We start from the raw sequence: 23,770 nt of genomic DNA, 5'->3' as shown, positions 1-23,770 counted from the left end.
TGCGAACCGCTCCCGGTGATGACAAAGGCTATCTGATCCCCTCGGCCACACGCGCAACTTTCCCTCCTGATTTCAGCTTTTTGCTGATTTCTTTTTTGGATTGCGGCATCAATCCCCCGAGTGCCGCTTCGATGTTCCTTACCATCGCCAGCAGACGCGGTCCAATGTCGTTGATCAAACGCTCTTCCGTGAAACGGAATGCGGGCGCGCCGCAGTTGAATGCGTAAGGTCCGGTTCCGTCGTTGAGCCTGAGCGCGACGCCGGCGGCACCGATGTCGTCGTGCCAGTCGCCGACCGAAATCGCGAAGCCGTATTTCGCGACGGTCTCGCCGGAGCGTTCCAATCCGTCGCGCATCTTGGGCCAACGGCTGCCGTAATGTTCGCGCAGCATGCGGGACAATTCGGCGCGATCCTCGTCGTCGAGCGCCCAGAAATAGGCGCGGCCCATCGCGCTGGTTGCAATCGGCACGCGGGAGCCGACGTCAAGTTGAACGCCGACCGTCTCGCTGCCGCGACTTTGCCCGAAATAGATCATGCTGTGACGGTCGCGGCCGCCGACGGCCACGGCGCCGCCGGTCGCACGCATCACTTCCTCGCGAAACGGCTCGGACAAATGCCGAACGCCGAGATTGGCGAGCGCGGCGTAGCCGAGCGACATCGCTGCAGGCGCGAGCTGGTACTTCTCGAAGCGGGGAACCGGCGTCAGATAGCCGAGCTTCGTCAACGTGTAGGTCAGGCGCGAAACCGTCGGCTTCGGCAGGTTGGTGCGGGCCGCAATCTCTTGATTGCCGAGCAGGCCGTCATTGGGTTGGAATGCGCGCAATACATCCAGTCCGCGGGAAAGCGCGACGACGAAATTCCGATCGGTCGCAGTTTTCTTTGCTGTACGCTTCATCCCTGATCTGCTTCTTGCGCGGAGTCGTTGACAAGCCACGTGCTTCAAAATAACCCTGCCGTCAAGATGCGGAATTAAATTCCGCACCGCGAAATCGAACAAAAGTAAATCCCCACCAAGGAGGGACACCGTGAGCGAAGTGGTCAAGCTTGAGCGTCATGATGAAGTCGGCATCGTCACGGTCGACAGCCCTCCGGTCAATGCGCTGAGTGCCGCAGTCCGCGGCGGCATTCTGGAGTGCATCAAGGCCGCGATCGCCGATCCCGCCATCAAGGGCATCGTGCTGACCTGCGCCGGCCGTACCTTCATCGCCGGTGCCGACATCACCGAATTCGGCAAGCCGCCGAAGCCGCCCGCGCTCAACGATGTGCTCGCCGAGATCGAGAATTCGCCGAAGCCCGTCGTTGCCGCGATCCATGGCACCGCGCTCGGCGGCGGCCTCGAGGTCGCGCTCGCCTGTCATTTCCGCGTTGCGGTGAAAGAAGCCAAGCTCGGCCTGCCCGAGGTGAAGCTCGGCCTCTTGCCGGGCGCCGGCGGAACCCAGCGCCTGCCGCGCGCGGTCGGGCCCGAGCTCGCGGTCAAGATGATCGTCGGTGGCGATCCGATCGGTGCCGCTGAAGCCCTGAAGAACGGCCTGATCGAGGAGATCATCGAAGGCCCAGCCTCCGGCGGCGAGGCCTTCGTCCGCAAGCTCATCGCCGAGAAGCGTCCGCTGCGCCGCCTGCGCGATGACGATTCCAAGATCGCGGCCGCCAAGGCCGACCGCTCCATCTTCACCAACGCGGTCGCCGCCATGACCAAGAAGTCGCGCGGCCTGGAAGCTCCGTTCGCGGCGGCCGACGCCGTCGGCTACGCCATCGACCTGCCGTTCGACGAAGGTCTGAAGAAGGAGCGCGAGGGCTTCCTGAAGCTCGTCGCCAGCGACCAGTCCAAGGCGCAGCGCTACGCCTTCTTCGCCGAGCGCGAGGCCAGCAAGGTCGCGGGCGTGCCCGAAGGCACCAAGGCGCGTCCCGTTAACCGTGTCGCCATTCTCGGCGCCGGCACCATGGGCGGCGGCATCGCGATGTCCTTTGCCAATGCCGGCGTGCCCGTCACGCTGATCGAGACCGGCGAGGAGCAGCTCAAGCGCGGCATGGGCATCATGCAGAAGAACTGGGAAGCGACCGCGGCGCGCGGCGGCATCCCGGCAGATGCGCCGGCCAAGCGCATGGCGCTGATCAACGGCGTCGTCGGCATCGAGAATGTCGGCGATGCCGACCTCGTCATCGAAGCCGTGTTCGAGACCATGGCGGTGAAGAAGGAAGTGTTCGGCAAGCTCGATCAATACGTCAAGCCGGGCGCGGTGCTGGCCTCCAACACCTCGTATCTGAACATTGACGAGATCGCGAAGTCGACCAAGCGTCCGCAGGACGTGCTCGGCATGCACTTCTTCTCGCCGGCCAACGTCATGAAGCTGTGCGAGATCGTGCGCGCGGACAAGACCGCGCCGGATGCCCTCGTGACGGCCGTTACGATTGCGCGTAAAATTGCAAAAGTGCCGGCCGTGGTCGGCGTCTGCGACGGCTTTGTCGGCAACCGCATGCTCGCCCAGCGCGGCAAGCAGTCGGAAAAGCTGCTGTTCGAAGGCGCGCTGCCGCAGCAGGTCGATGCCGTCGTCACCAAGTTCGGCATGCCGATGGGGCCGTTCGCGATGGGCGATCTCGCCGGTCTCGACATCGGCTGGCGCTCGCGGAAAGATCGCGGCATCAAGTCGGAGATCGCGGACGCGCTGTGCGAAGCCGGCCGCTTCGGCCAGAAGACCGGCAAGGGCTACTACAAGTACGAAGCCGGCTCCCGCGCGCCGCTGCCCGATCCTGATGTCGAGAAGCTGATCGACGAGACCTTGCTGCGTCTCGGCCGCAAGAAGCGCGTCGTCAGCGACGAGGAGATTTTGGAGCGCATGATGTACCCGATGATCAACGAGGGCGCGAAGATCCTCGAAGAGGGTATCGCGGCGCGCCCCTCCGACATCGACGTGGTCTGGCTCTACGGCTATGGCTGGCCGATCTATCGCGGCGGCCCGATGTTCTGGGCCGACACCGTCGGCCTCAAGCACATCGCCGATCGCCTGTCGTTCTACGCCAAGGAGACCAACGACCCCAGCCTCGAGCCCGCGCCGCTGCTGAAGAAGCTCGCGGCCGAGGGCAAGACGTTCGCGTCGCTGGCCGCGGCGTCGAAGGCGGCTTGAGGGAGCTTTGTGCTCCAACCTCTCAGTCATTCCGGGTTCGATGCTTCGCATCGCCCCGGAATGACGGTTTGTGCGGTTTAAGGACTCCATGACCCATCCCGGCGAACAGTTTTATCCCGAGGGCGTGCACTGGGACGACACCATCGCCCAGGGCTCGCTGCCAGACCTGTTGTCGAAAGCCGCCGCCGATTACGGCCCGCGCACCGCGCTGGAGTTCCGGGAGCGCCCGATCACCTATACCGAGCTCGCCGCGATGGCCGAGCGCGCCGCGGCGGCGTTCCTGCGCGAAGGCATCGGCAAGAACGGCTCTGTCGCGCTGTTCCTCGGCAACACACCGGACCATCCCGTCAATTTCTTCGGCGCGCTCAAAGCCGGCGCCCGCGTCGCGCATCTCTCCCCGCTCGACGGCGAGATCGCGCTGACGCACAAGGTCTCCGACTCCGGCTCGCGCGTGCTCGTCACCTCGAACCTCCAAGCGTTGCTGCCGACCGCGCTGAAATTTCTGGAGAAGGGCCTGATCGATCGCCTCGTCGTCTGCGAGGACGACGATTGGGGCAAGGTCGGCACGCCGCAGGCGCCGATCCCTGGGGATCCCCGCATCGTCACCTTCAAGACCTTTGTCGAGGGCGCCACTGCACCTTCGCAATGGCCGCAAGTCACGGCCGACGACGTCGCGCTGCTGCAATATACCGGCGGCACAACCGGCCTGCCCAAGGGCGCCATGCTCACGCACGGCAACCTCACCTCGGCGGTGTCGATCTACGACGTCTGGGGCAAGCCGAACCGCGCCGCGCGCGCCGATGTGATCGAACGCGTCATCTGCGTGCTGCCGCTGTTCCACATCTACGCGCTCACCGTCGTGCTCTTGTCCTCGCTCAGCCGCGGCAATCTGATCTCGATCCATCAGCGTTTCGACGTCGAAGCCGTGATGCGCGACATCGAGGTCAAGCGCGCGACGTACTTTCCGGGCGTGCCGACGATGTGGATCGCGATCGCCGCGCTCCCTGATCTCGACAAGCGCGACTTCTCCTCGCTCGCCACCATCGGCTCCGGCGGTGCGCCGCTGCCAGTCGAGATCGCGAATTTCTTCGAGCGCAAGGTCGGCAAGAAGCTGCGCAGCGGCTGGGGCATGACCGAGACCTGCTCGCCCGGCACCGGCCATCCGCCTGTTGGTCCTGAGAAGCCCGGCTCGATCGGGCTGATGCTGCCCGGCATCGAGCTCGACGTCGTCGCGCTGGATGATCCGACACGCGTGCTGCCGCCCGGCGAAGTCGGCGAGATCCGCATCAAGGGCCCGAACGTCACGAAAGGCTACTGGAACAAGCCGGCGGGATCCGCGGAGGCCTTCATCGACGGCCGCTTCCTCACCGGCGACATCGGCTATGTCGACACCGACGGCTATTTCTTCCTGGTCGATCGCAAGAAGGACATGATCATCTCCGGCGGCTTCAACGTCTATCCGCAGATGATCGAGCAGGCGATCTACACCATTCCGGGCGTGCACGAGGTGATCGTGCTCGGCATTCCCGACCAGTATCGCGGCGAGGCCGCGAAAGCCTTCATCAAGCTGAAGCCGGACGCCAAGCCGTTCACGCTCGACGAGCTGCGCGCGCAGCTCGCCGGCAAGGTCGGCAAGCACGAACTGCCGGCCGCGGTCGAGTTCGTCGCCGACCTGCCGCGTACGCCGGTCGGAAAATTGTCGCGCCACGAATTGCGCCAGCAGCAGAAACCACCGCAATCCACCCCACTTTCATCAGGAGGTCGCTCTTGACCGACGCCGTCATCGTTTCCACCGCCCGCACCCCGATCGGCAAGGCCTATCGCGGCATGCTCAACGCCACCGAGGGTGCAACGCTGCTCGGCCACGCCATCGGCGAAGCCGTCGCGCGCGCCAAGGTCGATCCGAAGGAGGTCGAGGACGTCGTGATGGGCGCAGCGCTCCAGCAGGGCGCCACCGGCGGCAACATCGCGCGCAAGGCGCTGCTCCGCGCCGGACTTCCCGTCACCGTCGCCGGCACCACCATCGACCGGCAATGCGCCTCGGGCCTGCAGGCGATCGCGCTCGCCGCGCGCTCGGTGATCTTCGACGGCGTCGAGATCGCGGTCGGCGGCGGCGGCGAGTCGATCTCGCTCGTGCAGAACGACAAGATGAACGGCTTCCACGCCCAGGATCCGGCACTGCTCAAGATCAAGGGCGAGGTCTACATGCCCATGATCGACACCGCCGAGGTCGTCGCCAAGCGCTACGGCATTTCGCGCGAACGCCAGGACGAATATTCGCTGGAGAGCCAGCGCCGCACCGCCGCCGCGCAGCAGGGCGGCAAGTTCAAGGACGAGCTCGCGCCGATCACGACGCAGATGGCGGTCACCGACAAGGCGACCGGCGCCGTGTCGATGAAGGAAGTCACGCTGTCGCAGGACGAGGGCCCGCGCCCAGAGACCACCATCGAGGGCCTCGCCGGCCTCAAGCCGGTGCGCGGCGACGGCTTCACCGTCACCGCCGGCAATGCCAGCCAGCTCTCCGACGGCGCCAGCGCGTCGGTGATCATGAGTGACAAGGAAGCCGCCAAGCGCGGCCTTGCGCCGCTCGGCATCTTCCGCGGCTTCGTCTCGGCCGGCTGCGAGCCGGACGAGATGGGCATCGGCCCGGTGTTCGCCGTGCCGCGCCTGCTCAAGCGTCACGGCCTCAGCGTCGACGATATCGGCCTCTGGGAGCTGAACGAAGCCTTCGCGGTGCAGGTGCTGTATTGCCGCGACAAGCTCGGCATCGACCCCGAGAAGATCAACGTCGACGGCGGCGCGATCTCGGTCGGTCATCCCTACGGCATGTCCGGCGCGCGCCTCACCGGCCACGCCCTGATCGAAGGCCGCCGCCGCAAGGCCAAGTACGCGGTCGTCACCATGTGCGTCGGCGGCGGCATGGGCGCGGCCGGCTTGTTCGAAGTGTTGCAGTAATTCACAGGAGGATCCGATGGATCTCGCATTCACGAAAGAAGAGCAGGCGTTTCGCGAGGAAGTGCGGTCGTTCTTCCGCGACAACGTGCCGCCGGATACGCGGCGCAAGCTGGTCGAGGGCCGCCACCTCACCAAGGACGAGATGGTGACGTGGTGGCGCATCCTCAACAAGAAGGGCTGGGGCGTCAGCCACTGGCCCAAGCAATATGGCGGCACGGGCTGGACCTCCGTGCAGCACTACATCTTCAACGAGGAGCTGCAGTCCTATCCGGCGCCGCAGCCGCTCGCCTTCGGCGTCAGCATGGTCGGCCCGGTCATCTACACCTTCGGCAACGAGGAGCAGAAGAAGCAGTACCTGCCGCGCATCGCCAATGTCGACGATTGGTGGTGTCAGGGCTTCTCCGAGCCGGGCTCCGGCTCCGACCTTGCTTCGCTCAAGACGAAAGCCGAGCGCCGTGGCGACAAGTGGATCATCAACGGCCAGAAGACCTGGACCACGCTCGCCCAGCACGCCGACATGATCTTCTGCCTCTGCCGCACCGACAACAATGCCAAGAAGCAGATGGGCATCTCCTTCATCGTGTTCTCGATGAAGTCGAAGGGCGTCACCGTGCGCCCGATCCAGACCATCGACGGCGGCGTCGAAGTCAATGAGGTCTTCTTCGACGACGTCGAAGTCCCGATCGAGAACCTGATCGGCGAGGAGAACAAAGGCTGGGACTACGCAAAATTCCTGCTCGGCAATGAGCGCACCGGCATCGCCCGCGTCGGCGTCTCCAAGGAGCGGCTGCGCCGCATCCGCGATCTCGCCGGCAAGGTCGAGTCGGGCGGCAAGCCGGTCATCCAGGACGCAGCCTTCCGCGAGAAGCTTGCGGCCTGCGAGATCGAGCTGAAGGCGCTCGAGCTGACGCAGCTCCGCGTCGTCGCCGACGAGGGCAAGCACGGCAAGGGCAAGCCCAATCCGGCCTCCTCGGTGCTGAAGATCAAGGGCTCCGAGATCCAGCAGACCACCACCGAGCTCTTGATGGAAGTGATCGGCCCGTTCGCGGCTCCCTACGACGTGCACGGGGACGACGGCTCCAACGAAGCCATGGACTGGACCGCCCAGATCGCGCCGAGCTACTTCAACAACCGCAAGGTCTCGATCTACGGCGGCTCCAACGAAATCCAGCGCAACATCATCGCCAAGGCAGTGCTGGGGCTTTGATTTCTGCCCGCCACCACGCACTCGCCGTCATGGCCGGGCTTGACCCGGCCATCCACGCCTAACGGCACGAAGAACGTGGATGCCCGGCACGAGGCCGGGCATGACGAAATCAGATACCGGGAGAGTAGATAAAATGGATTTTGACCTGAACGAGGAGCAGCGGCTTCTCAAGGAAAGCATCGACGGCCTGCTGACCGATTCCTACGATTTCGAGCAGCGCAAGAAATACATGAAGGAGAAGGGCGGCTGGAGCCAGGCCGTCTGGGGCAAGCTGGCCGAGCAGGGCCTGCTCGGCCTGCCCTTCAGCGAGGCCGATGGCGGCTTCGGCGGCGGCGGTGTCGAGACCATGATCGTGATGGAAGCGCTCGGCAAGGCGCTGGTGCTGGAGCCGTATCTGGCGACGGTCGTGATCGGCGGCGGCTTCCTGCGTCATGCCGGCTCTGATGCTCAGAAGGCCGCGCACCTGCCGGGGATCATCGACGGCAGCAAGACGCTGGCTTTCGCCCAGCTCGAAAAGAACTCGCGCTACGATCTGTTCGACGTCACCACGACCGCGAAGAAGAAGGGCGACGGCTGGGTGATCGACGGCGAGAAATTCGTCGTGCTCAACGGCGAGAACGCCGACACGCTCATCGTCACCGCCCGCACCAAGGGCGACCGCCGCGACAAGGCCGGCATCGGCGTGTTCCTGGTCCCGGCCAATGCCAAGGGCGTCACCAAGAAGTCCTACCCGACCCAGGACGGCCTTCACGCCGCCGACATCACCTTCACCGGTGTCGAAGTCGGCAGCGACGCCGCCATCGGCAATCCCGAGGACTCGCTCGCTTTGATCGAGCGCGTCGTCGACGAAGCCCGAGTCGCGCTCTGCGCCGAGGCGGTCGGCCTGATGGACGAGTCGCTCAAGACCACTGTCGAGTACATCAAGACGCGAAAGCAGTTCGGCGTCGCGATTGGCTCGTTCCAGTCGCTGCAGCACCGCGCCTCCGACATGTTCGTCGCCACTGAGCAGGCGCGCTCGATGTCGATGTTCGCGACCATGGCGAACGATTTCGAGGACGCGAAAGAGCGCAGCAACGCGATCGCCGCGGCCAAGGTGCAGATCGGCAAGTCGCTGAAATTCGTGGGCCAGCAGGCGATCCAGCTCCATGGCGGCATCGGCATGACCATGGAGGCGAAGATCGGCCACTACTTCAAGCGCCTCACCATGATCGAGAACACCTTTGGCGACACCGACTACCACCAGCGCCGCGTCGCGGATGCGGGTGGGTTGGTCTGAGTTGATCTAGACCACACCAACACTGTCATCCCCCGCGAAGGCGGGGGATCCAGTACGCCGCGGCTTCTCGATTCCAGCCGAGCTGTCTCTGGAATACTGGATCGCCCGCCTTCGCGGGCGATGACACCGAACAAGCGGCATCAGCGGAGCAACAACAATGAAAAACACCCCGTTCGATCTCACCGGAAAAGTCGCCGTCGTCACCGGCTCCAGCCGCGGCATCGGCCGCTCCTCGGCCGAGCTGCTCGCCAAGCTCGGCGCCAAGGTCGTGGTCTCCTCCCGGAAAGCGGAAGCCTGCAAGGAAGTCGCCGACGGCATCAACGCATCAGGCGGTGACGCCATCGTCATCCCCTGCAACATCGCGCGCAAGAACGAGGTCGTGGCGCTGATCTCGGGCGCCACAAAACACTACGGCAAGATCGACATCCTCGTCTGCAACGCCGCGGTGAACCCTTATTACGGCCCGCTGCTCGACATCACCGACGAGGCCTTCGACAAGATCATGGGCTCGAACGTCAAGAGCAACATCTGGCTCTCCGCGCTCGCGATCCCGCAGATGGCCGAGCGCGGCAGCGGCTCCGTCGTCATCATCTCCTCGATCGGCGGCCTGCGCGGCTCCACCGTGATCGGCGCCTACGGCATCTCCAAGGCCGCCGACTTCGCGCTGTGCCGCTCGCTCGCCGGCGAATGGGGCCCGAAAGGCGTCCGCGTCAACTGCATCGCGCCCGGCCTCGTCAAGACCGATTTCGCCCGCGCCCTGTGGGAAGACGAAGCCATGCTCAAGCGCCGCACCGCCACCACGCCGCTCCGCCGCATCGGCGAACCCGACGAGATCGCCGGCGCCGTCGCCTACCTCGCCTCCGACGCCTCGAGCTTCATGACCGGCCAGACCATCGTCATCGACGGTGGCGTGACCACGGCGGCGGTGTAGCCTTCTTCCCTCTCCCCTTGTGGGAGAGGGTGGCTCGCCGCGAAGCGGCGAGACGGGTGAGGCGTCTGCTTCCGCGGGGTGATGCTCTCACATTTGTATGCGCTGAAGCAGACCCCTCATCCGGCGCGCTCCGCGCGCCACCTTCTCCCACAAGGGGAGAAGGGTAGGGCAGTCGCGCCCCGCATCCAACCTTGACCTTCCGCCTCCAATCCGCTCCCTTTGGCGCGACACAATGACCCCTCCAAGGGTAAACGCCAGGGTAAGCCGCCATGTCTTTCGTCCTTGCCATCGACCAGGGCACCACCTCTTCGCGCGCGATCGTGTTTCGCGGCGATATTTCCATTGCGGCGAAGGCGCAGGCCGAGTTTCCGCAGCATTTCCCGGCCTCGGGCTGGGTCGAGCACGAGCCGGAGGACATCTGGACCTCGACCGTGATCGTCTGCCGCGAGGCGATCGAGCAGGTCGGCATCAGCGCAAAGGACATCGCCGCGATCGGCATCACCAATCAGCGCGAGACCACCGTGGTGTGGGACCGCGCCACGGGCCAGGCCGTGCACCGCGCCATCGTCTGGCAGGACCGCCGCACCGCCGACATCTGCGCCAAGCTGAAGGCCGACGGTCGCGAGCCCGTGATCTCGCAGAAGACCGGCCTGATCATCGATCCCTATTTCTCCGGCACCAAGGTTGCCTGGATCCTCGACCACGTTCCCGGCGCGCGCGCCCGCGCCGCGCGCGGAGAATTGATGTTTGGCACCATCGACTGCTACCTGCTCTGGCGCCTCACCGGCGGCAAGGTGCACGCCACCGACGCCACCAACGCCTCGCGCACGCTGCTGTTCAACATCCACACCGGCCAGTGGGACGACGAGCTGCTGGAGATCATCGGCGTGCCGCGCTCGATGCTGCCCGAGGTGAAGGATTCCTCGGCCCGCTTCGGCGAGACCACGCCGGATCTGTTCGGCGGCGCCATCGCCATCTCCGGCATCGCCGGCGACCAGCAGGCCGCGACCATCGGCCAGGCCTGCTTCCGCCCGGGCATGATGAAATCCACTTACGGCACCGGCTGCTTTGCGCTGCTCAACACCGGCACCACGCCGGTCGTCTCCAACAACAAGCTGCTCACCACCGTCGCCTACCAGCTCGATGGCAAACGCACCTACGCGCTCGAAGGCTCGATCTTCGTCGCCGGCAGCGCGGTGCAGTGGCTGCGCGACGGCCTCGGCATCATCAAGCACGCCGCCGAGACCGGACCGCTTGCCGACCAGTCCGACTCCATGCAGAGCGTCTATCTCGTGCCGGCCTTTGTCGGCATGGGCGCGCCCTACTGGAATCCGCGCGTGCGCGGCGCGCTGTTCGGCCTCACCCGCAACACCGGCCCCGCCGAGCTCGCCCATGCCGCGCTGGAGAGCGTTTGTTATCAGACCTTCGACCTCTGGGCCGCGATGCGCGCGGACTGGCCGAGCTCGGAAACCGCCAGCGTCGTGCTCCGCGTCGACGGCGGCATGACCGCCTCCGACTGGACCATGCAGCGCCTCGCCGATCTCCTCAACGCACCGGTCGATCGCCCCGTGATCCAGGAGACCACCGCGCTGGGTGCCGCCTATCTCGCCGGCCTTCACGCTGGCGTCTATCCTGAGCCGACGAAGTTCGCCGACAATTGGCGCCTCGAGCACCGCTTCAAGCCGAACATGAGCGAGGCGACGCGCGAGCGGAAGCTCGCCGGCTGGGCAAGGGCAGTGAAGGGCGTGCTCGCGAGCGATGAGGGGGAGTGAGTGATCCTCCCCGACGGCTATTCCGATGTGCCGAACGGCAAGCTCGCGGCGGTCGTCACCCATCTGGAGATGACCGCACCTCCCGCGCGCCGTGACAATCCGCCCGGCGCGTGGATCTTGCGCAAGGTCGATGCGCCCCCGCTTGATTGGTACCGCGACCTCTATCGTCGCGTGGGCGAGGAGTGGCTGTGGTTTTCCCGGCCGCGCATGACTGATGCGGAGCTTGCTGCGATCATCCATGCGCCTGATATCGAGGTCTACGCATTGGTTGCGGACGGTCGCGACGAAGGCCTGCTGGAGCTGGACTTTCGCCAGCCCGGCCAATGCGAGCTGGTCTATTTCGGTGTCACTTCAGCGTTGATCGGAACCGGCGCCGCCCGCTTCCTGATGAACCGTGCGCTGGAGATCGCGTGGTCGCGCGACCTCCACCGCGTCTGGGTGCACACCTTCACCTTCGATCATCCCTCCGCCGTCGCGTTCTACCAGCGCTCGGGATTTCGTCCGTTCCGCCGCCAGGTCGAGGTGGCGGACGATCCGCGGCTCGATGGAACGGCGCCGCGCGACGCGGCGAAGCATGTGCCGATCATTGAGTAGTACGCGGCTGCCTCCCCACCGTCATTGCGAGGAGCCCTTGCGACGAAGCAATCCAGACTGCCTCTGCGGAAAGACTCTGGATTGCTTCGCTGCGCTCGCAATGACGGAGTGTGGGGACCGCCTATCTCGCCGGTCTCCAGACCAGCGTCTATCCCGAGCCGATAAAATTCGCCGACAACCGGCGCTTCGAGTGCCGCTTCAAGCCGAACATGAGCCATGCGACACGGGCGCGAAAGCTTGCGGGCTGGGCGCGTGCGATGAAAGGTGTGCTGGCGAGCGATGAGGGGAAGGGATAGGATATGAGCTTACTTGCAGGTCGGTCATTCGATGGGTAGAACAATCATTCACATGCAACTTCGGTAGTTGCATGCCAGTGATCGGACCGGTCTCGAATGGACGAATTCTTCAAGAGGGCCATTGCCAATGTTATCCGGCATGGAGACACGGACATCTTCCCGTTCCCAGTCGAAAATCACATTTTCTTCGATAAAGCGAACGAAACACTTACTCTACTTCAAGAAATACACCGGGATTTTGATGGATATCTGAGTCGGCACCCCCCGGCTCATGACGCTGCCCTCGCTCCCGTGAACTACACGGGGTTTCGCTGGGCTACGCAAATGGACCCATTGTGGAACCTCTACTTCCTCGGTCTTGTCCTCGCGATCGCGGAGAAAGTTGAAGCTGCTCGACTTCCAACAAGCTCTAGAAGAGTCTTCTCCTATCGATACCGATGGAGCGAAGAAAGCGCAGATATTTTTGACGATACCGGCGGCTGGCGCGATTTCATGGAATGCTCCCTTGAACGCGCCGCAACATCGAAGTTTGTCGTGGTTTGTGATATCTCTGAGTTTTATCCGAGACTAGGACACCATCGACTCGAAAACGCGCTTCTTCAGTTGGCTACGCTTGGAGACACGCATAGCCGGATAATGGCTTTCTTGAAGAACTTCTCCAATACAAATTCCTTCGGTCTTCCCGTTGGAGGTCCCGCGGCAAGGATTCTGTCTGAGTTGGTTCTAAATCAGATTGACCGACTCTTAGAGATGGAGGGGATTAGCTTTTGTCGTTTTGCAGACGATTTTCATATTTTCTGCAATAGCAATGAAGAGGCGTACGGGCGTCTAATTTTTCTTTCGGAGAAGCTGTTACGCACGCAAGGGCTGCAGCTACAAAAGGCGAAAACGCGCATTATGTCCAGCGCGGAGTTCATCGCGACGAACCCCCTCACTCCGAACGCAAGTGACGGAGAGGTTGCCGCGTTGCACGAGCGTGCGAGGGGACTGATGAAGCTCTCGCTTCGCTTCGATCCATATTCGCCCACCAAGGAAGAGGACTACGAGGCTTTGCGAGCCGAGATTGAGCGCTTCGATATTCTCGAGTTGCTCCGAGAGGAACTGCTAAAGAGCAGAGTTCACATCGGCCTAACGCGGAAGATTGTTGCTGCCGTACGGTATCTCGATCCGAAGTCTCGGGATGACGCGGTCGCTACGATGATAAACAGCGCGGAACTATTGTACCCGATTTTTTCTAGCGTCTTGACTGTCGCAAGGAGCGTGTTCGACGAGCTTTCAGCCCAAGCACAAGACGTCGTTCATCAAAAGATCATCTCATTGATCGAAAGCCACTCACACGTTTTAAGCGTCGAACTCAATTTGGCGTTTGCGATAAGGTTGCTGTCATGCAAGCACTCGCCCGAGGCAGAAGCCGTGCTGGCGAAACTTTTTAAGTTGTCATCATCCTCTTCTCTCCTGCGGAGAGACATCATCCTTGTGATGGCTAAATGGAAAAATTGGTACTGGTTGTCGGACTTGCGAGCTAGCTTCAGGTCCTTGGGCGTAGCCGAGAGAAGAGCGTTTATTATCGCGTCATATGCCTTGAGAGACGAGGGGAAGCATTGGCGAAACCATACCGCAGACGAATTCTCTCCATTTGAGCAGCTGGTACAGCGGTGGGCTGGCGAAAAGGCAAATAAGACCGGGTGGAGTATTCCCCTGTGATCACGGTGTCCTCCTTTTGCAAGGTGCATTCTTCGTTCTGGAGAGATCTAACGCCGACGATGGATGTCTTCGTTCGGCGTCTAAACCTTGGGCAATATGAACGTGAATTTCCGGAGTTGAAGGCGTCTACGTCTCCGTTGAGGCGTGGACTTATCAACGAAACGGCATTCACGATCTTTTGCCAGGAAGTGAGGCGTAACGTCAGCTGGCCTCCACCGAAGTTGACGACGGAGGATGTGCAAAGGGCCTTGGCCGAAGTTCACTCGCGATCTTCGCACAGAGAACTGCGAGTTCAAGCGGGTGCTTCTGATAACGTCACAGCGAACGAGCTCTTCGACATCGAGGAACAGCGTAATCGGCTTTCACGCATGTTTTGCTTCGATGGCATGGGCGGCGCTCTGCTAATCGAGCCAAGCTTTCCTGGATGCGGCATGATTGACGCCGGAAAGGGCGATCTAATTTACTCGAATGCACTTTACGAGATTAAGGCAGGGGATCGCCTCTTCCGTTCTGTCGATGTTCGGCAGCTAATAACCTATAGCGCATTGAACTATGTTTCGAAGCGCTTCCAAATTGATAGTTTGGGATTGTTCAATCCACGGGTCGGAGTTTCGGCGACAATACCGGTTGACGATTTGTGTGCCGAGATTAGTGGTAAGCAATCTAGCGATCTCTTCTTCGATATCGTGGCTGCAATATCAAGCGGCGACATTTCGCGGTGAATGCAGGAGATGTAGACCGTCGAGCGCTCTTTGATGATTGCCCTCAAAACACCTTCTGCTCTGCCCGTGCCAGCGAGAACCCGTGCTGCATGGCGTTGAAGCACGTCACTCCCGTCTGCTCCGACCGGCAGGTGAAGCCCGCGCGCTGCCACACCTCGCCATAGGCGAGCACCGGCAGCGAGGCGTCCATCACGCTGTCGCCGGCGCAGATGCGGCCGGCGCTGCCCTTGGTGCTCATCTCGAAGGCGTGGCCCCAGTCGAGCTCGCAATCGGAGGGAGGGCGCGGCAGCGTGTCGGTCACCATGATGTCGCAGCGAAGTACACCCTGGCCGTTATCGGCAAAGACCTGGCAGACGATGTTTCTCGACGGAGTCAGGAATCCGATCGGACGGTCCTGCGCTTGAGCGCGACCAGGGGGCAGTGCAAGCAGGATCGACATCAGGAAAACGGTGCCCGGCCTGATCATGCAATCTCCGCAACTAGCTGTCGAACTTCACTGCCGTGGTGTTGGCGCCGCAGACCAGCACCGCGATGCGTTCGCCGGCCGCGGGACGATAGCGGCCGGACAGGAACGCGGCAAATGCGGCTGCCCCGCCGGGCTCGGTGACGAGGCGCAGGCGCGACCACAGCGCGGCCTGGGCCTGCCGGATCGCGTCGTCGCTGACGAGGACGACGCGCTCGACATGGGAGCGCGCGATCGGAAACATCAATTCCCCGACGCGCCGCGGCGCGAGACTGTCGGCGGCAATGCCGCCGGCCGGCGCATCGACCGGCGCGCCGGCCGCGAAGGCGGCGTGCAGGGTTGGCGACTGCTCCGGCTCGACCGCCACGATGCGCGTGCGGCCGGCACACCACGCCGCGATGCCGCCGATCAGCCCGCCGCCACCGACTGCCACCAGCAGCGTGTCGATGCCGGGCGCATCCTGCTCCAGCTCCAGGGCGACGCTGCCCTGGCCGAGCAGGGTTTCGGCCTGGTCGTAGGCATGGACGGCCAGCGCGCCAGTCTGCGCGACATGCGCTTCGCTCGCGGCGAGCGCATCGGCGTAGCGGTTGCCGGCGATCACGAGCTTTGCGCCATAGCCGCTGATGCGCTCGGCCTTGGCCGGTGAGGTGATGTCGGGCACGAAGATCGTGGCGGGAATGCCGAGCCGCTGCGCCGCATAGGCGACCGCCGCGCCGTGATTGCCGCCGGATGCCGCGACGACGCCGGCCGCCGGCACCTGCCGCAGCAGCAGATTGGCGAAGGCGCCCCGCGCCTTGAACGATCCGGAATGCTGCAGCATCTCGAGCTTGAACGTCACGGGTGCCGCCGGCAGGCCGAAATCGGCGAGGTCGGCCTGAATGAGCGGCGTGCGCCTGATATGCGGACGGATGACCGCCTCGGTCGCCGCGATCCGCTCCCGATTGATGTCCATTGTCGCTGTCATGATGGCATCCTTCATACCGTATCGGAGAGTTGACATCAATTAGGTAATTAGCAAAATGGCTAAATGAAATTCGCAATCGCCTTGCGCGCGCTGGCCAATGAGCGCCGCCTGCAGATCCTGGACTGGCTGCGGGATCCGCGAAAGCATTTCCGCGAGCAGGCCGATGGCGACCTGGTCGAGGACGGCGTCTGCGGATTGCTGATCGCCGAAAAGCTCGGCGTCAGCGCGCCGACCTTGAGCGAGCACATGCGGGTGCTGACGGCGGCAAAGCTGGTGCGTGCCAAGCGGATCAAGCAGTGGACGATGTACAAGCGCGACGAGACCGCGATCGCCGCCATCAAGCGCGAGATCCGGGACGGTCTTTGAGCGCGCCGCGCGTGAGCTGCACGGGACGCAGTCGAGCGCGCCGTTGCATCCGGCTCAATGCTCCATGTTCAATATCTTCCTTGCGCCGCAGCGCTCCTCTCGCGGATACTGATCGGCCCTGCCGTGCCCATTGAACGAGAAGAGCGCGAACCATGTTCCTGATCGGCCAATATGATTCCCCCTTCGTCCGCCGCGTCGCCATTGCACTGAAGCTTTACGGGCTCGCCTTCGAGCACAAGCCGTGGTCGACCTTCGGCGATGCCGACAAGATCGCGCCGTACAACCCGCTGCGTCGCGTGCCGACCCTGGTGCTCGACGACGGCGAGGCGCTGATCGAGAGCACTGTCATCCTCGACTATCTCGACGAGCTCGTCGGCGAGGCGAAGGCGATGCTGCCGCGCGGCGGCGCCGATCGGCGCAGGCATTTGCGCATCTGCGCGCTCGCCTCAGGCCTCGGCGACAAGGGGGTGAGCCTGCTCTACGAGCGCGTGCTGCGGAAGGAGCAGCTCGCGTTGTGGGTCGAGCGTTGCCAGGCGCAGATCTCCGACGTGCTCGGTGTGCTCGAGGCCGAGCGCGCCAAGGTGACGACGCCGTACTGGCTGGGCGATCGCATCGGCCACGCAGACGTGGCGGTGGCCTGCGTCACCCGCTTCACCCGCGAGGCCCATCCGCAACTGTTCGATGCGGCGCGCTATCCGGCGCTGTCTGCTCATTCCGATCGCTGCGAGGCACTGCCGCCTTTCCAAGAGATCGTGCAGCCGCTCGCCCCGCCGAAGGGGTGAGGCCCCTCTGACCCTCCCCTGGAGGGTAAGGCTATCGCATATGATGTGCGCGTGGGCATTGAAGCTTCCACGGCGTCATGGCCGGGCTTGTCCCGGCCATCCACGTGTTTCCCCCGCGACACAAAGAACGTGGATGTCCGGGACAAGCCCGGGCATGACGACCTCGTGTAAATCCCCATATGCGATAGCCCTCCAGGGGAGGATGGGGACCGTGCGTGTAGGCGAGAGATGTGAGGGACACACTCGCATCTGCCGCAGTACGACACCGACGCGGCTGGCGATGATGGAATATTACAGGTGTTTTGCCCGACGGCGCAAGCCGTTGTCGGCAAGACCGAAATTGCGTAGCCCTTTCAACCCCATCGCTACTGTGCATGGGGTTGTTTTTCATTTTCATGTTTTGGGGCGGGGCGCGCCTATCCCGCGCCCACCCGCTTCTTCTGCCAGACCAGATGCACCGCGCAAGTGCAGCCGGGCGGATGCGAGGCGAGATCCTTTGACGTCTCGTCGTTCGCAGGCGTCGCCGCGAAGGCCTTGTCCTGCTGCGACGGGATGTAGTTCAGCACCGGCGCGAGCCAGCGCTCGGTCTCCGCCACCGTCATGCCCTTGCGCGCGGCGTAGTCCTCGACCTGGTCGCGCTCGATCTTGCCGACGCCGAAGTAATAGCTCTCGGGATTCGCGAAATAGAGCCCTGATACGGATGAGCCTGGCCACATCGCAAAGCTCTCGGTCAGCTTCACGCCGGCAGTGGCTTCCGCATCGAGCAGCTCGAACAGAGTCGCCTTCTCGGTGTGATCGGGCTGCGCGGGATAGCCGGGCGCGGGGCGGATGCCCTGATATTTTTCGAGGATCAGCTCCTCGTTGGAGAGCGCCTCGTCTGGCGCGTAAGCCCAGAACTCGCGGCGCACGCGGGCATGCATGCGCTCGGCGAAAGCCTCCGCAAGGCGGTCGGCCAGCGCCTTGCACAGGATCGAGGAGTAGTCGTCGTTCGCCATCTTGAAGCGATCGGCAACCGCGTCCTCGCCGATGCCGGCGGTGACGACGAAGCCGCCGACATAGTCGGGCACCCCCGCAGGCGCGATGAAGTCGGAGAGCGCGGCGTTGAACCGGCCCTCGCGCTTCTCCAGCTGCTGGCGCAGCGTGTGCAGCGTCGCGATTCTCTTGGTGCGGCTGTCGTCGGCATAGAGCACGATGTCGTCGCCTTGCGCATTCGCCGGCCAGAAGCCGACCGTCGCGCGGGCCCGGAACCACTTTTCCTTGACGATGGTGTCGAGCATCTTGCGCGCGTCGTCATAGAGCGAGCGCGCGACCTCGCCGACCTTGTCGTCCTTGAGGATCGCGGGGAAGCGTCCCGCGAGCTCCCAGGTCTGGAAGAACGGGGTCCAGTCGATATAGGGCACGAGCTCGGCGAGGTCGTATTCGTCGAAGCTCCTGGTGCCGAGGAAGGTCGGCTTCACCGGCTTGCTCTTGGCGAAATCGACCGGCACGCGGTTGGCGCGGGCATCAGCCAGCTTCAGCCGCTTCTTGTCGGCCTGCGCGCGCAGATGCGCATCCGAGATCTTGGCGTATTCGGCGCGGACCTCGGCAGCATAGGCTTCGCGCTTCTCGGGCGAGAGCAGCGAGGAGGCGACGCCGACGGCGCGGCTGGCGTCGTTGACATGCACGACGGGGCCGGCGCGATAGCTCGGATCGATCTTCACCGCCGTGTGCACGCGGCTCGTGGTGGCGCCGCCGATCAGCAGCGGCAGCTTGAGGCCCTCGCGCTGCAACTCGCCGGCGAAGAACGCCATCTCGTCGAGCGAGGGCGTGATCAGGCCTGACAGCCCGACGATGTCCGCCTTCTCCGCCTTCACGGTCTCGACGATCTTCGCGGCCGGCACCATCACGCCGAGGTCGATGACCTCGAAATTGTTGCACTGGAGCACGATACCGACGATGTTCTTGCCGATGTCGTGGACGTCGCCCTTCACGGTCGCGAGCACGATCTTGCCGGCGGAAGAAGAACCCTCGGTGCCGATCCCGTTGGCGAGGTTGCGCGCCTTCTCCTCCTCCATGAACGGCATGAGATAGGCAACGGCCTGCTTCATCACGCGGGCGGACTTCACCACCTGCGGCAAAAACATCTTGCCGTCGCCGAAGAGGTCGCCGACCACGTTCATGCCGGCCATCAGCGGTCCCTCGATCACGTCGAGCGGACGCGACGAGCTCTTGCGAGCTTCTTCGGTGTCCTGCTCGATGAACTCGGTGATGCCGTGGACCAGCGAATGCGACAGACGCTTCTCCACCGGCCATTCGCGCCAGGCGAGGTCGGCTTCCTTGCTCTCGGTCTTCTTGCCGCGGAATTTTTCTGCGAGCGCGAGCAGGCGCTCGGACGCACCGGGATCGCGGTTGAGGACGACGTCCTCGCAGGTCTGGCGCAATTCGGGATCGATGTCGTCATAGACGATCATCTGACCGGCATTGACGATGCCCATGTCCATGCCGGCCTTGATGGCGTGATACAGGAACACCGAGTGCATGGCCTCGCGCACCGGCTCGTTGCCGCGGAACGAGAACGACAGATTGGAGACGCCGCCCGAGATGTGCGCGCCCGGCAGGTTCTGGCGGATCCAGCGCGTCGCCTCGATGAAGTCGACGCCGTAATTGTTGTGCTCCTCGATGCCGGTCGCGATCGCGAAGATGTTGGGATCGAAGATGATGTCCTCAGGCGGGAAGCCGACCTTGTTCACGAGGATGTCGTAGGCGCGCTTGCAGATTTCGGTCTTGCGCGCGAACGTGTCGGCCTGGCCGACCTCGTCGAACGCCATCACCACGACCGCCGCGCCGTGACGGCGGGCGATCTTCGCCTCGTGGATGAACTTCTCCTCGCCTTCCTTCATCGAGATCGAGTTGACGACCGGCTTGCCCTGCACGCATTTCAGGCCGGCCTCGATCACGGAGAATTTCGAGGAGTCGACCATCACGGGGACGCGGGCGATGTCGGGCTCGGCGGCGACGAGGTTGAGGAAGGTCACCATCGCCGCTTCGGAGTCGAGCAGGCCTTCGTCCATGTTGACGTCGATGATCTGCGCGCCGTTCTCGACCTGGTCGCGCGCGACCTGCAGCGCGGCGGTGTAGTCGCCGGCGGTGATCAGCTTGCGGAAGCGGGCGGAGCCCGTGACGTTGGTGCGCTCGCCGACGTTCACGAACGGGATCGCGTCGGTCAGCACGAACGGTTCGAGGCCGGAAAGCCGCAGCTTTGGTGCGATCTCCGGCACGATGCGCGGCTTGTGCGGGGCGACCGCGGCGGCGATCGCCGCGATATGGTCCGGCGTGGTGCCGCAGCAGCCGCCGACGATGTTGACGAGGCCGTCGCGGGCGAATTCGCCGACGAGACGGGCCATGTACTCAGGCGTCTCATCATACTGGCCGAACTCGTTGGGCAGGCCGGCGTTCGGGTAAGCACATACGAGCGTGTCGGCGACGCGGCCGATATCGGCGATATGGGCGCGCAGGTCTTCGGCGCCGAGTGCGCAGTTGAACCCGATGGTGATGGGCTTGGCGTGCCGCACCGAATTCCAGAATGCTTCCGGCATCTGGCCCGACAGCAGGCGGCCGGACTTGTCGGTGATGGTGCCCGACACCATCACGGGCATGTCGATGCCGAGCTCTTCGGTGATCTCGGCGATGGCATAGAGCGCCGCCTTGGCGTTGAGCGTGTCGAAGATGGTTTCGACCAGCAGGAGGTCGACGCCGCCGTCGATCAGGCCGCGGATCTGCTCGCCATAGGATTTGCGCAAATCGTCGAAGGTGACGGCGCGGTAGCCGGGATTGGCGACGTCGGGCGAGATCGAGGCGGTGCGGTTGGTCGGACCGATGGCACCGGCAACGAAGCGCGGCTTGCCGTCCTCGGCAGCGACGCGGCGGGCGGCATTGCCGGCGAGCCGGGCGCCTTCGCGCGCCATCTCGTTGACGATGTCGGTGAGATCGTAATCGGCCTGCGCGATCGAGGTCGTCGAGAACGTGTTGGTGGCGACGATGTCGGCGCCCGCGCGCAGGTACGCGGCGTGAATGTCCTCGATCGCCTGCGGCTGGGTCAGGATCAACAGGTCGTTGTTGCCGCGCAGGTCGCGATGGAAATTCTTGAAGCGCTCGCCGCGGAAGGCGGCCTCGTCGAGCTGCAGGTTCTGGATCATCGTGCCCATGGCGCCGTCGAGCACGAGGATGCGCTCGCGCGCGGCGTTGAGCAGGGCAGTTCGCTTGGCGGAAACGGGCACGGTCATTTTCTCTTACGCAGCCTTCTGGGCGCTCTTGGCGCGAATGCCGAGCAAATGGCTGATCGCGAACACGAGATCGGCGCGGTTCATGGTGTAGAAATGGAAGGTGTCGACGCCGTGCTTGGCGAGCTTCTGCACCTGGCCGGCGGCGACGGTCGCCGCGACCAGCTTGCGAGTCTCGGCATCGTCATCGAGGCCTTCGAACTTCGCGGCGAACCAGTCCGGCACGGTGGTGCCGGCGCGGGTGACGAAATTACGGGCCTGCTTGAAATTGTGCATGGGCATGATGCCCGGCACGATCGGGATATTGATGCCGCGGGCGCGGACCCGGTCGAGATAGCGGAAGTAGAGGTCGTTATCGAAGAACACCTGGGTGATCGCGCGCGTCGCCCCGGCGTCGACCTTGGCCTGAAGCGTGTCGATGTCGGCGTCGAAGTCGCGCGCCTCGGGGTGCTTCTCGGGATAGGCCGACACGGACACTTCGATGTCCGCGTGCCGCTTCTTGATCCCTGCGACGAGCTCGGCCGAGCTCTGATAGCCGTCGGGATGGCTGGAATAGGGCGTGCCGATGCCGCCTGCGGGATCGCCGCGGAGGCCGACGATGTGGCGGACGCCGACCTCGTGATAGCGGTCGACGATCTCGTCGATCTCGCCGCGCGAGGCGCCGACGCAGGTCAGATGCGCCGCCGGCAGCAGCGCGGTTTCCTTGAGGATGCGCGAGATGGTCGAATGCGTCCGCTCACGGGTCGAGCCGCCGGCGCCATAGGTCACCGAGACGAATTTCGGATCGAGCGGGGCCAGCCGATTGATTGTCTCCCAGAGATTCCGCTCCATATCTTCCGTCTTGGGCGGAAAGAACTCGAAGGAGATCGCAGGCCGCTTCAGGTACCCATCTTGCCCTTCGTTGCGGGCAGGAATCGTCAGGTCGGTCATGGCACCACTCACTCCAAATTTTGGCGGCCGGCGGTCAGGTCTAGATTGGAAGACGCCAAGATAAGCCAAAGCGGTTGCGCTCGACAGCCCATCGTTGATGGGAAGTGGCCCACTTTGTAACTAATTATACGAATTATCGCCAGCGTGAGAAATGGGGTGGGAAATAGCAAGCTTTATAATACGTATATATATCAGTGCATTGCGCGAATGAAAGTGGCTGTTGTAGCGATTTCGTTGAGTGGGCAATGTGAATCTTGTGTTGCTTGGACGGAATTCGTCCCACTCCCCTAGCTCCGCCCGCCGCCTGCGCTCGCGGCCGGCACACGCCAGACCTGCGCAGTCTGCCCATTGCTGCCGCGCCGGCCTCCATTACGTTACCGCGCCATGATCCCGCTTTCAGTCCTCGACCTCTCGGTCGTCACCACAGGCACAAAACCCGCCGCGGCGTTGCGTAACAGCATCGATCTGGCGCGCCATGTCGACGGGCTCGGCTATGTCCGCTATTGGCTCGCCGAGCATCACAACCTCGCTTCCGTCGCGAGCCCCGCGCCCGACGTGATGATCGGGCAGATCGCGGCGGTGACGAAGCACATCCGCGTCGGCTCCGGCGGCGTGATGCTGCCCAACCACGCGCCGCTGGTGGTGGCCGAGCGCTTCAAGATGCTGGAGGCGCTGTTTCCCGGCCGCATTGATCTTGGCCTTGGCCGCGCGCCCGGCACCGACGGTGCCACGGCCTATGCGCTGCGCAGCCGGCTCGACCGCCGCGAGGGCGACGATTTCCTGGAGCGGCTGCACGAGCTGATCCTGTGGGAGACCCGCGAATTCCCGTCGGGACATCCTTACAACAACGTCGTCGCGATGCCCGACGATACGCGGCTGCCGCCGATCTGGCTGCTCGGCTCCAGCGACTATTCCTCGGAGCTCGCCGCCCAGGTCGGCATGGGCTTCGCCTTCGCCCATCATTTCGCGTCCCATGATGCGATCGACGCGATGGTGCACTATCGCAACCACTTCCAGCCCTCGGCCTGGAGCGACAGCCCGCACGCGATCCTCGCGGTCGCAATCGTCACGGCGGATACCGATGAAGAGGCCGAGAAGCTCGCCACCTCGTTCGATCTCAACCGTCTGCGCCGCGATCGCGGTCAATATCTGCCGCTGCCGAGCGTCGAGGAAGCGCTGGCTTATCCCTATACGGATTCCGAGCGCGTCTCGATTGCCCGCAACCGCTCGCGCCTGTTCGTCGGTAGTCCCGCGACCGTGCAGAAGAAGCTCCAGCCGCTGATCGATGCCAGCAAGCCGGACGAGCTGATGGTGATCACGGCCGTGTACGATCACGAGGCGCGGAAGAAGTCGTATTCGCTGCTGGCGGAGGCGTTTGGGCTTCGCGCTGCAGCGTAAATCTCTCGTGCCCCGGACGCAGCGCAGCG

At 63.8% G+C, this 23,770-nt stretch carries 18 protein-coding genes and 1 pseudogene; 14 read left to right on the top strand and 5 right to left on the bottom strand.

Features of this window, described 5'->3' with window-relative positions; translation table 11 throughout:
* Positions 1 to 28: 28 nt before the first annotated feature.
* A complete protein-coding gene (locus QA642_RS43670) occupies positions 29 to 895 on the bottom strand; it encodes an IclR family transcriptional regulator (RefSeq protein WP_283087102.1) in 867 nt (288 codons plus the stop codon).
* A 130-nt stretch (positions 896 to 1,025) separates the two neighbouring features.
* On the opposite strand from QA642_RS43670, the gene QA642_RS43665 reads away from it, so the two are divergent.
* From QA642_RS43665 to QA642_RS43615, 11 genes and pseudogenes are all read left to right on the top strand, one after another.
* Positions 1,026 to 3,122 carry a 3-hydroxyacyl-CoA dehydrogenase NAD-binding domain-containing protein gene (locus QA642_RS43665; RefSeq protein ID WP_283082325.1) on the top strand — a complete coding sequence of 699 codons (2,097 nt, stop codon included), beginning with the start codon at positions 1,026 to 1,028 and terminating at the stop codon, positions 3,120 to 3,122.
* Between the two features lie 88 nt (positions 3,123 to 3,210).
* Positions 3,211 to 4,893 carry a dicarboxylate--CoA ligase PimA gene (gene pimA / locus QA642_RS43660; protein ID WP_283082324.1) on the top strand — a complete coding sequence of 561 codons (1,683 nt, stop codon included), beginning with the start codon at positions 3,211 to 3,213 and terminating at the stop codon, positions 4,891 to 4,893.
* A complete protein-coding gene (locus tag QA642_RS43655) occupies positions 4,890 to 6,077 on the top strand; it encodes an acetyl-CoA C-acyltransferase (RefSeq protein WP_283082323.1) in 1,188 nt (395 codons plus the stop codon). Before pimA ends, QA642_RS43655 begins: the two co-directional genes overlap by 4 nt.
* Positions 6,078 to 6,093: 16 nt before the next feature.
* Positions 6,094 to 7,284: a pimeloyl-CoA dehydrogenase large subunit gene (gene pimC / locus QA642_RS43650; protein WP_283082322.1), complete on the top strand. Its 1,191-nt coding sequence runs from the start codon at positions 6,094 to 6,096 to the stop codon at positions 7,282 to 7,284.
* A 133-nt stretch (positions 7,285 to 7,417) separates the two neighbouring features.
* A complete protein-coding gene (gene pimD, locus QA642_RS43645; protein ID WP_283082321.1) occupies positions 7,418 to 8,560 on the top strand; it encodes a pimeloyl-CoA dehydrogenase small subunit in 1,143 nt (380 codons plus the stop codon).
* Positions 8,561 to 8,717: 157 nt separating this feature from the next.
* Positions 8,718 to 9,491 carry an SDR family oxidoreductase gene (locus QA642_RS43640; protein ID WP_283082320.1) on the top strand — a complete coding sequence of 258 codons (774 nt, stop codon included), beginning with the start codon at positions 8,718 to 8,720 and terminating at the stop codon, positions 9,489 to 9,491.
* A gap of 269 nt (positions 9,492 to 9,760) precedes the next feature.
* Positions 9,761 to 11,263 (top strand): glycerol kinase GlpK, encoded by a 1,503-nt coding sequence (glpK, locus tag QA642_RS43635; RefSeq protein WP_283082319.1) that lies wholly within the window; start codon positions 9,761 to 9,763, stop codon positions 11,261 to 11,263.
* Positions 11,264 to 11,857, top strand: coding sequence for a GNAT family N-acetyltransferase (locus QA642_RS43630; protein WP_283082318.1), 594 nt, complete (start codon positions 11,264 to 11,266; stop codon positions 11,855 to 11,857).
* A gap of 110 nt (positions 11,858 to 11,967) precedes the next feature.
* Positions 11,968 to 12,153, top strand: a pseudogene (locus QA642_RS43625) (glycerol kinase); the annotation flags it as partial.
* Between the two features lie 96 nt (positions 12,154 to 12,249).
* Positions 12,250 to 13,857 (top strand): RNA-directed DNA polymerase, encoded by a 1,608-nt coding sequence (locus QA642_RS43620; RefSeq protein WP_283082317.1) that lies wholly within the window; start codon positions 12,250 to 12,252, stop codon positions 13,855 to 13,857.
* Between the two features lie 248 nt (positions 13,858 to 14,105).
* Positions 14,106 to 14,579, top strand: a complete 474-nt coding sequence (locus QA642_RS43615; protein WP_283082316.1) for a hypothetical protein — start codon at positions 14,106 to 14,108, stop codon at positions 14,577 to 14,579.
* Positions 14,580 to 14,622: 43 nt separating this feature from the next.
* Here QA642_RS43615 and QA642_RS43610 read toward each other — a convergent pair whose 3' ends face one another.
* Both QA642_RS43610 and QA642_RS43605 read right to left on the bottom strand, forming a co-directional pair.
* Positions 14,623 to 15,045 carry a DUF6636 domain-containing protein gene (locus tag QA642_RS43610; RefSeq protein WP_283082315.1) on the bottom strand — a complete coding sequence of 141 codons (423 nt, stop codon included), beginning with the start codon at positions 15,043 to 15,045 and terminating at the stop codon, positions 14,623 to 14,625.
* A 13-nt stretch (positions 15,046 to 15,058) separates the two neighbouring features.
* Positions 15,059 to 16,042, bottom strand: a complete 984-nt coding sequence (locus tag QA642_RS43605; RefSeq protein WP_283082314.1) for a threonine/serine dehydratase — start codon at positions 16,040 to 16,042, stop codon at positions 15,059 to 15,061.
* A 27-nt stretch (positions 16,043 to 16,069) separates the two neighbouring features.
* On the opposite strand from QA642_RS43605, the gene QA642_RS43600 reads away from it, so the two are divergent.
* Together QA642_RS43600 and QA642_RS43595 are read left to right on the top strand one after the other, a co-directional pair.
* The gene (locus tag QA642_RS43600; protein WP_283082313.1) at positions 16,070 to 16,372 is read left to right on the top strand and encodes a winged helix-turn-helix domain-containing protein; all 303 of its coding nucleotides are present in this window, start codon (positions 16,070 to 16,072) and stop codon (positions 16,370 to 16,372) included.
* A 152-nt stretch (positions 16,373 to 16,524) separates the two neighbouring features.
* Complete coding sequence (locus QA642_RS43595) at positions 16,525 to 17,154, top strand: glutathione S-transferase family protein (protein WP_283082312.1); 630 nt, start codon at positions 16,525 to 16,527, stop codon at positions 17,152 to 17,154.
* Positions 17,155 to 17,570: 416 nt separating this feature from the next.
* Here the strand turns inward: QA642_RS43595 and metH are convergent, their stop codons facing one another.
* Both metH and metF read right to left on the bottom strand, forming a co-directional pair.
* Positions 17,571 to 21,416, bottom strand: a complete 3,846-nt coding sequence (metH, locus tag QA642_RS43590) for a methionine synthase (protein WP_283082311.1) — start codon at positions 21,414 to 21,416, stop codon at positions 17,571 to 17,573.
* A gap of 6 nt (positions 21,417 to 21,422) precedes the next feature.
* Complete coding sequence (gene metF / locus QA642_RS43585) at positions 21,423 to 22,343, bottom strand: methylenetetrahydrofolate reductase [NAD(P)H] (protein ID WP_283082310.1); 921 nt, start codon at positions 22,341 to 22,343, stop codon at positions 21,423 to 21,425.
* 384 nt (positions 22,344 to 22,727) lie between these two features.
* Between metF and QA642_RS43580 the strand changes: the two genes are divergently transcribed.
* Entirely contained in the window at positions 22,728 to 23,741 is a 1,014-nt protein-coding gene (locus QA642_RS43580; protein WP_283082309.1) for an LLM class flavin-dependent oxidoreductase, read from the top strand.
* Positions 23,742 to 23,770 lie beyond the last annotated feature (29 nt).

Source organism: Bradyrhizobium sp. CB2312, from assembly GCF_029714425.1.
Taxonomy (GTDB): domain Bacteria; phylum Pseudomonadota; class Alphaproteobacteria; order Rhizobiales; family Xanthobacteraceae; genus Bradyrhizobium.
Note: the sequence above shows the minus strand (reverse complement) of the source record. Positions and strands in the feature narration are given on the sequence as shown.

Bases quoted from the DNA above. Each gene is read 5' to 3' on its own strand.
- QA642_RS43670 (WP_283087102.1), bottom strand. From the start codon at position 895: ATGAAGCGTACAGCAAAGAAAACTGCGACCGATCGGAATTTCGTCGTC.
- QA642_RS43640 (WP_283082320.1), top strand. From the start codon at position 8,718: ATGAAAAACACCCCGTTCGATCTCACCGGAAAAGTCGCCGTCGTCACC.
- pimD (WP_283082321.1), top strand. From the start codon at position 7,418: ATGGATTTTGACCTGAACGAGGAGCAGCGGCTTCTCAAGGAAAGCATC.
- QA642_RS43580 (WP_283082309.1), top strand. From the start codon at position 22,728: ATGATCCCGCTTTCAGTCCTCGACCTCTCGGTCGTCACCACAGGCACA.
- metF (WP_283082310.1), bottom strand. From the start codon at position 22,343: ATGACCGACCTGACGATTCCTGCCCGCAACGAAGGGCAAGATGGGTAC.
- QA642_RS43605 (WP_283082314.1), bottom strand. From the start codon at position 16,042: ATGTCAACTCTCCGATACGGTATGAAGGATGCCATCATGACAGCGACA.
- pimC (WP_283082322.1), top strand. From the start codon at position 6,094: ATGGATCTCGCATTCACGAAAGAAGAGCAGGCGTTTCGCGAGGAAGTG.
- QA642_RS43595 (WP_283082312.1), top strand. From the start codon at position 16,525: ATGTTCCTGATCGGCCAATATGATTCCCCCTTCGTCCGCCGCGTCGCC.
- metH (WP_283082311.1), bottom strand. From the start codon at position 21,416: ATGACCGTGCCCGTTTCCGCCAAGCGAACTGCCCTGCTCAACGCCGCG.
- QA642_RS43600 (WP_283082313.1), top strand. From the start codon at position 16,070: ATGAAATTCGCAATCGCCTTGCGCGCGCTGGCCAATGAGCGCCGCCTG.
- QA642_RS43620 (WP_283082317.1), top strand. From the start codon at position 12,250: ATGGACGAATTCTTCAAGAGGGCCATTGCCAATGTTATCCGGCATGGA.
- QA642_RS43610 (WP_283082315.1), bottom strand. From the start codon at position 15,045: ATGATCAGGCCGGGCACCGTTTTCCTGATGTCGATCCTGCTTGCACTG.
- pimA (WP_283082324.1), top strand. From the start codon at position 3,211: ATGACCCATCCCGGCGAACAGTTTTATCCCGAGGGCGTGCACTGGGAC.
- glpK (WP_283082319.1), top strand. From the start codon at position 9,761: ATGTCTTTCGTCCTTGCCATCGACCAGGGCACCACCTCTTCGCGCGCG.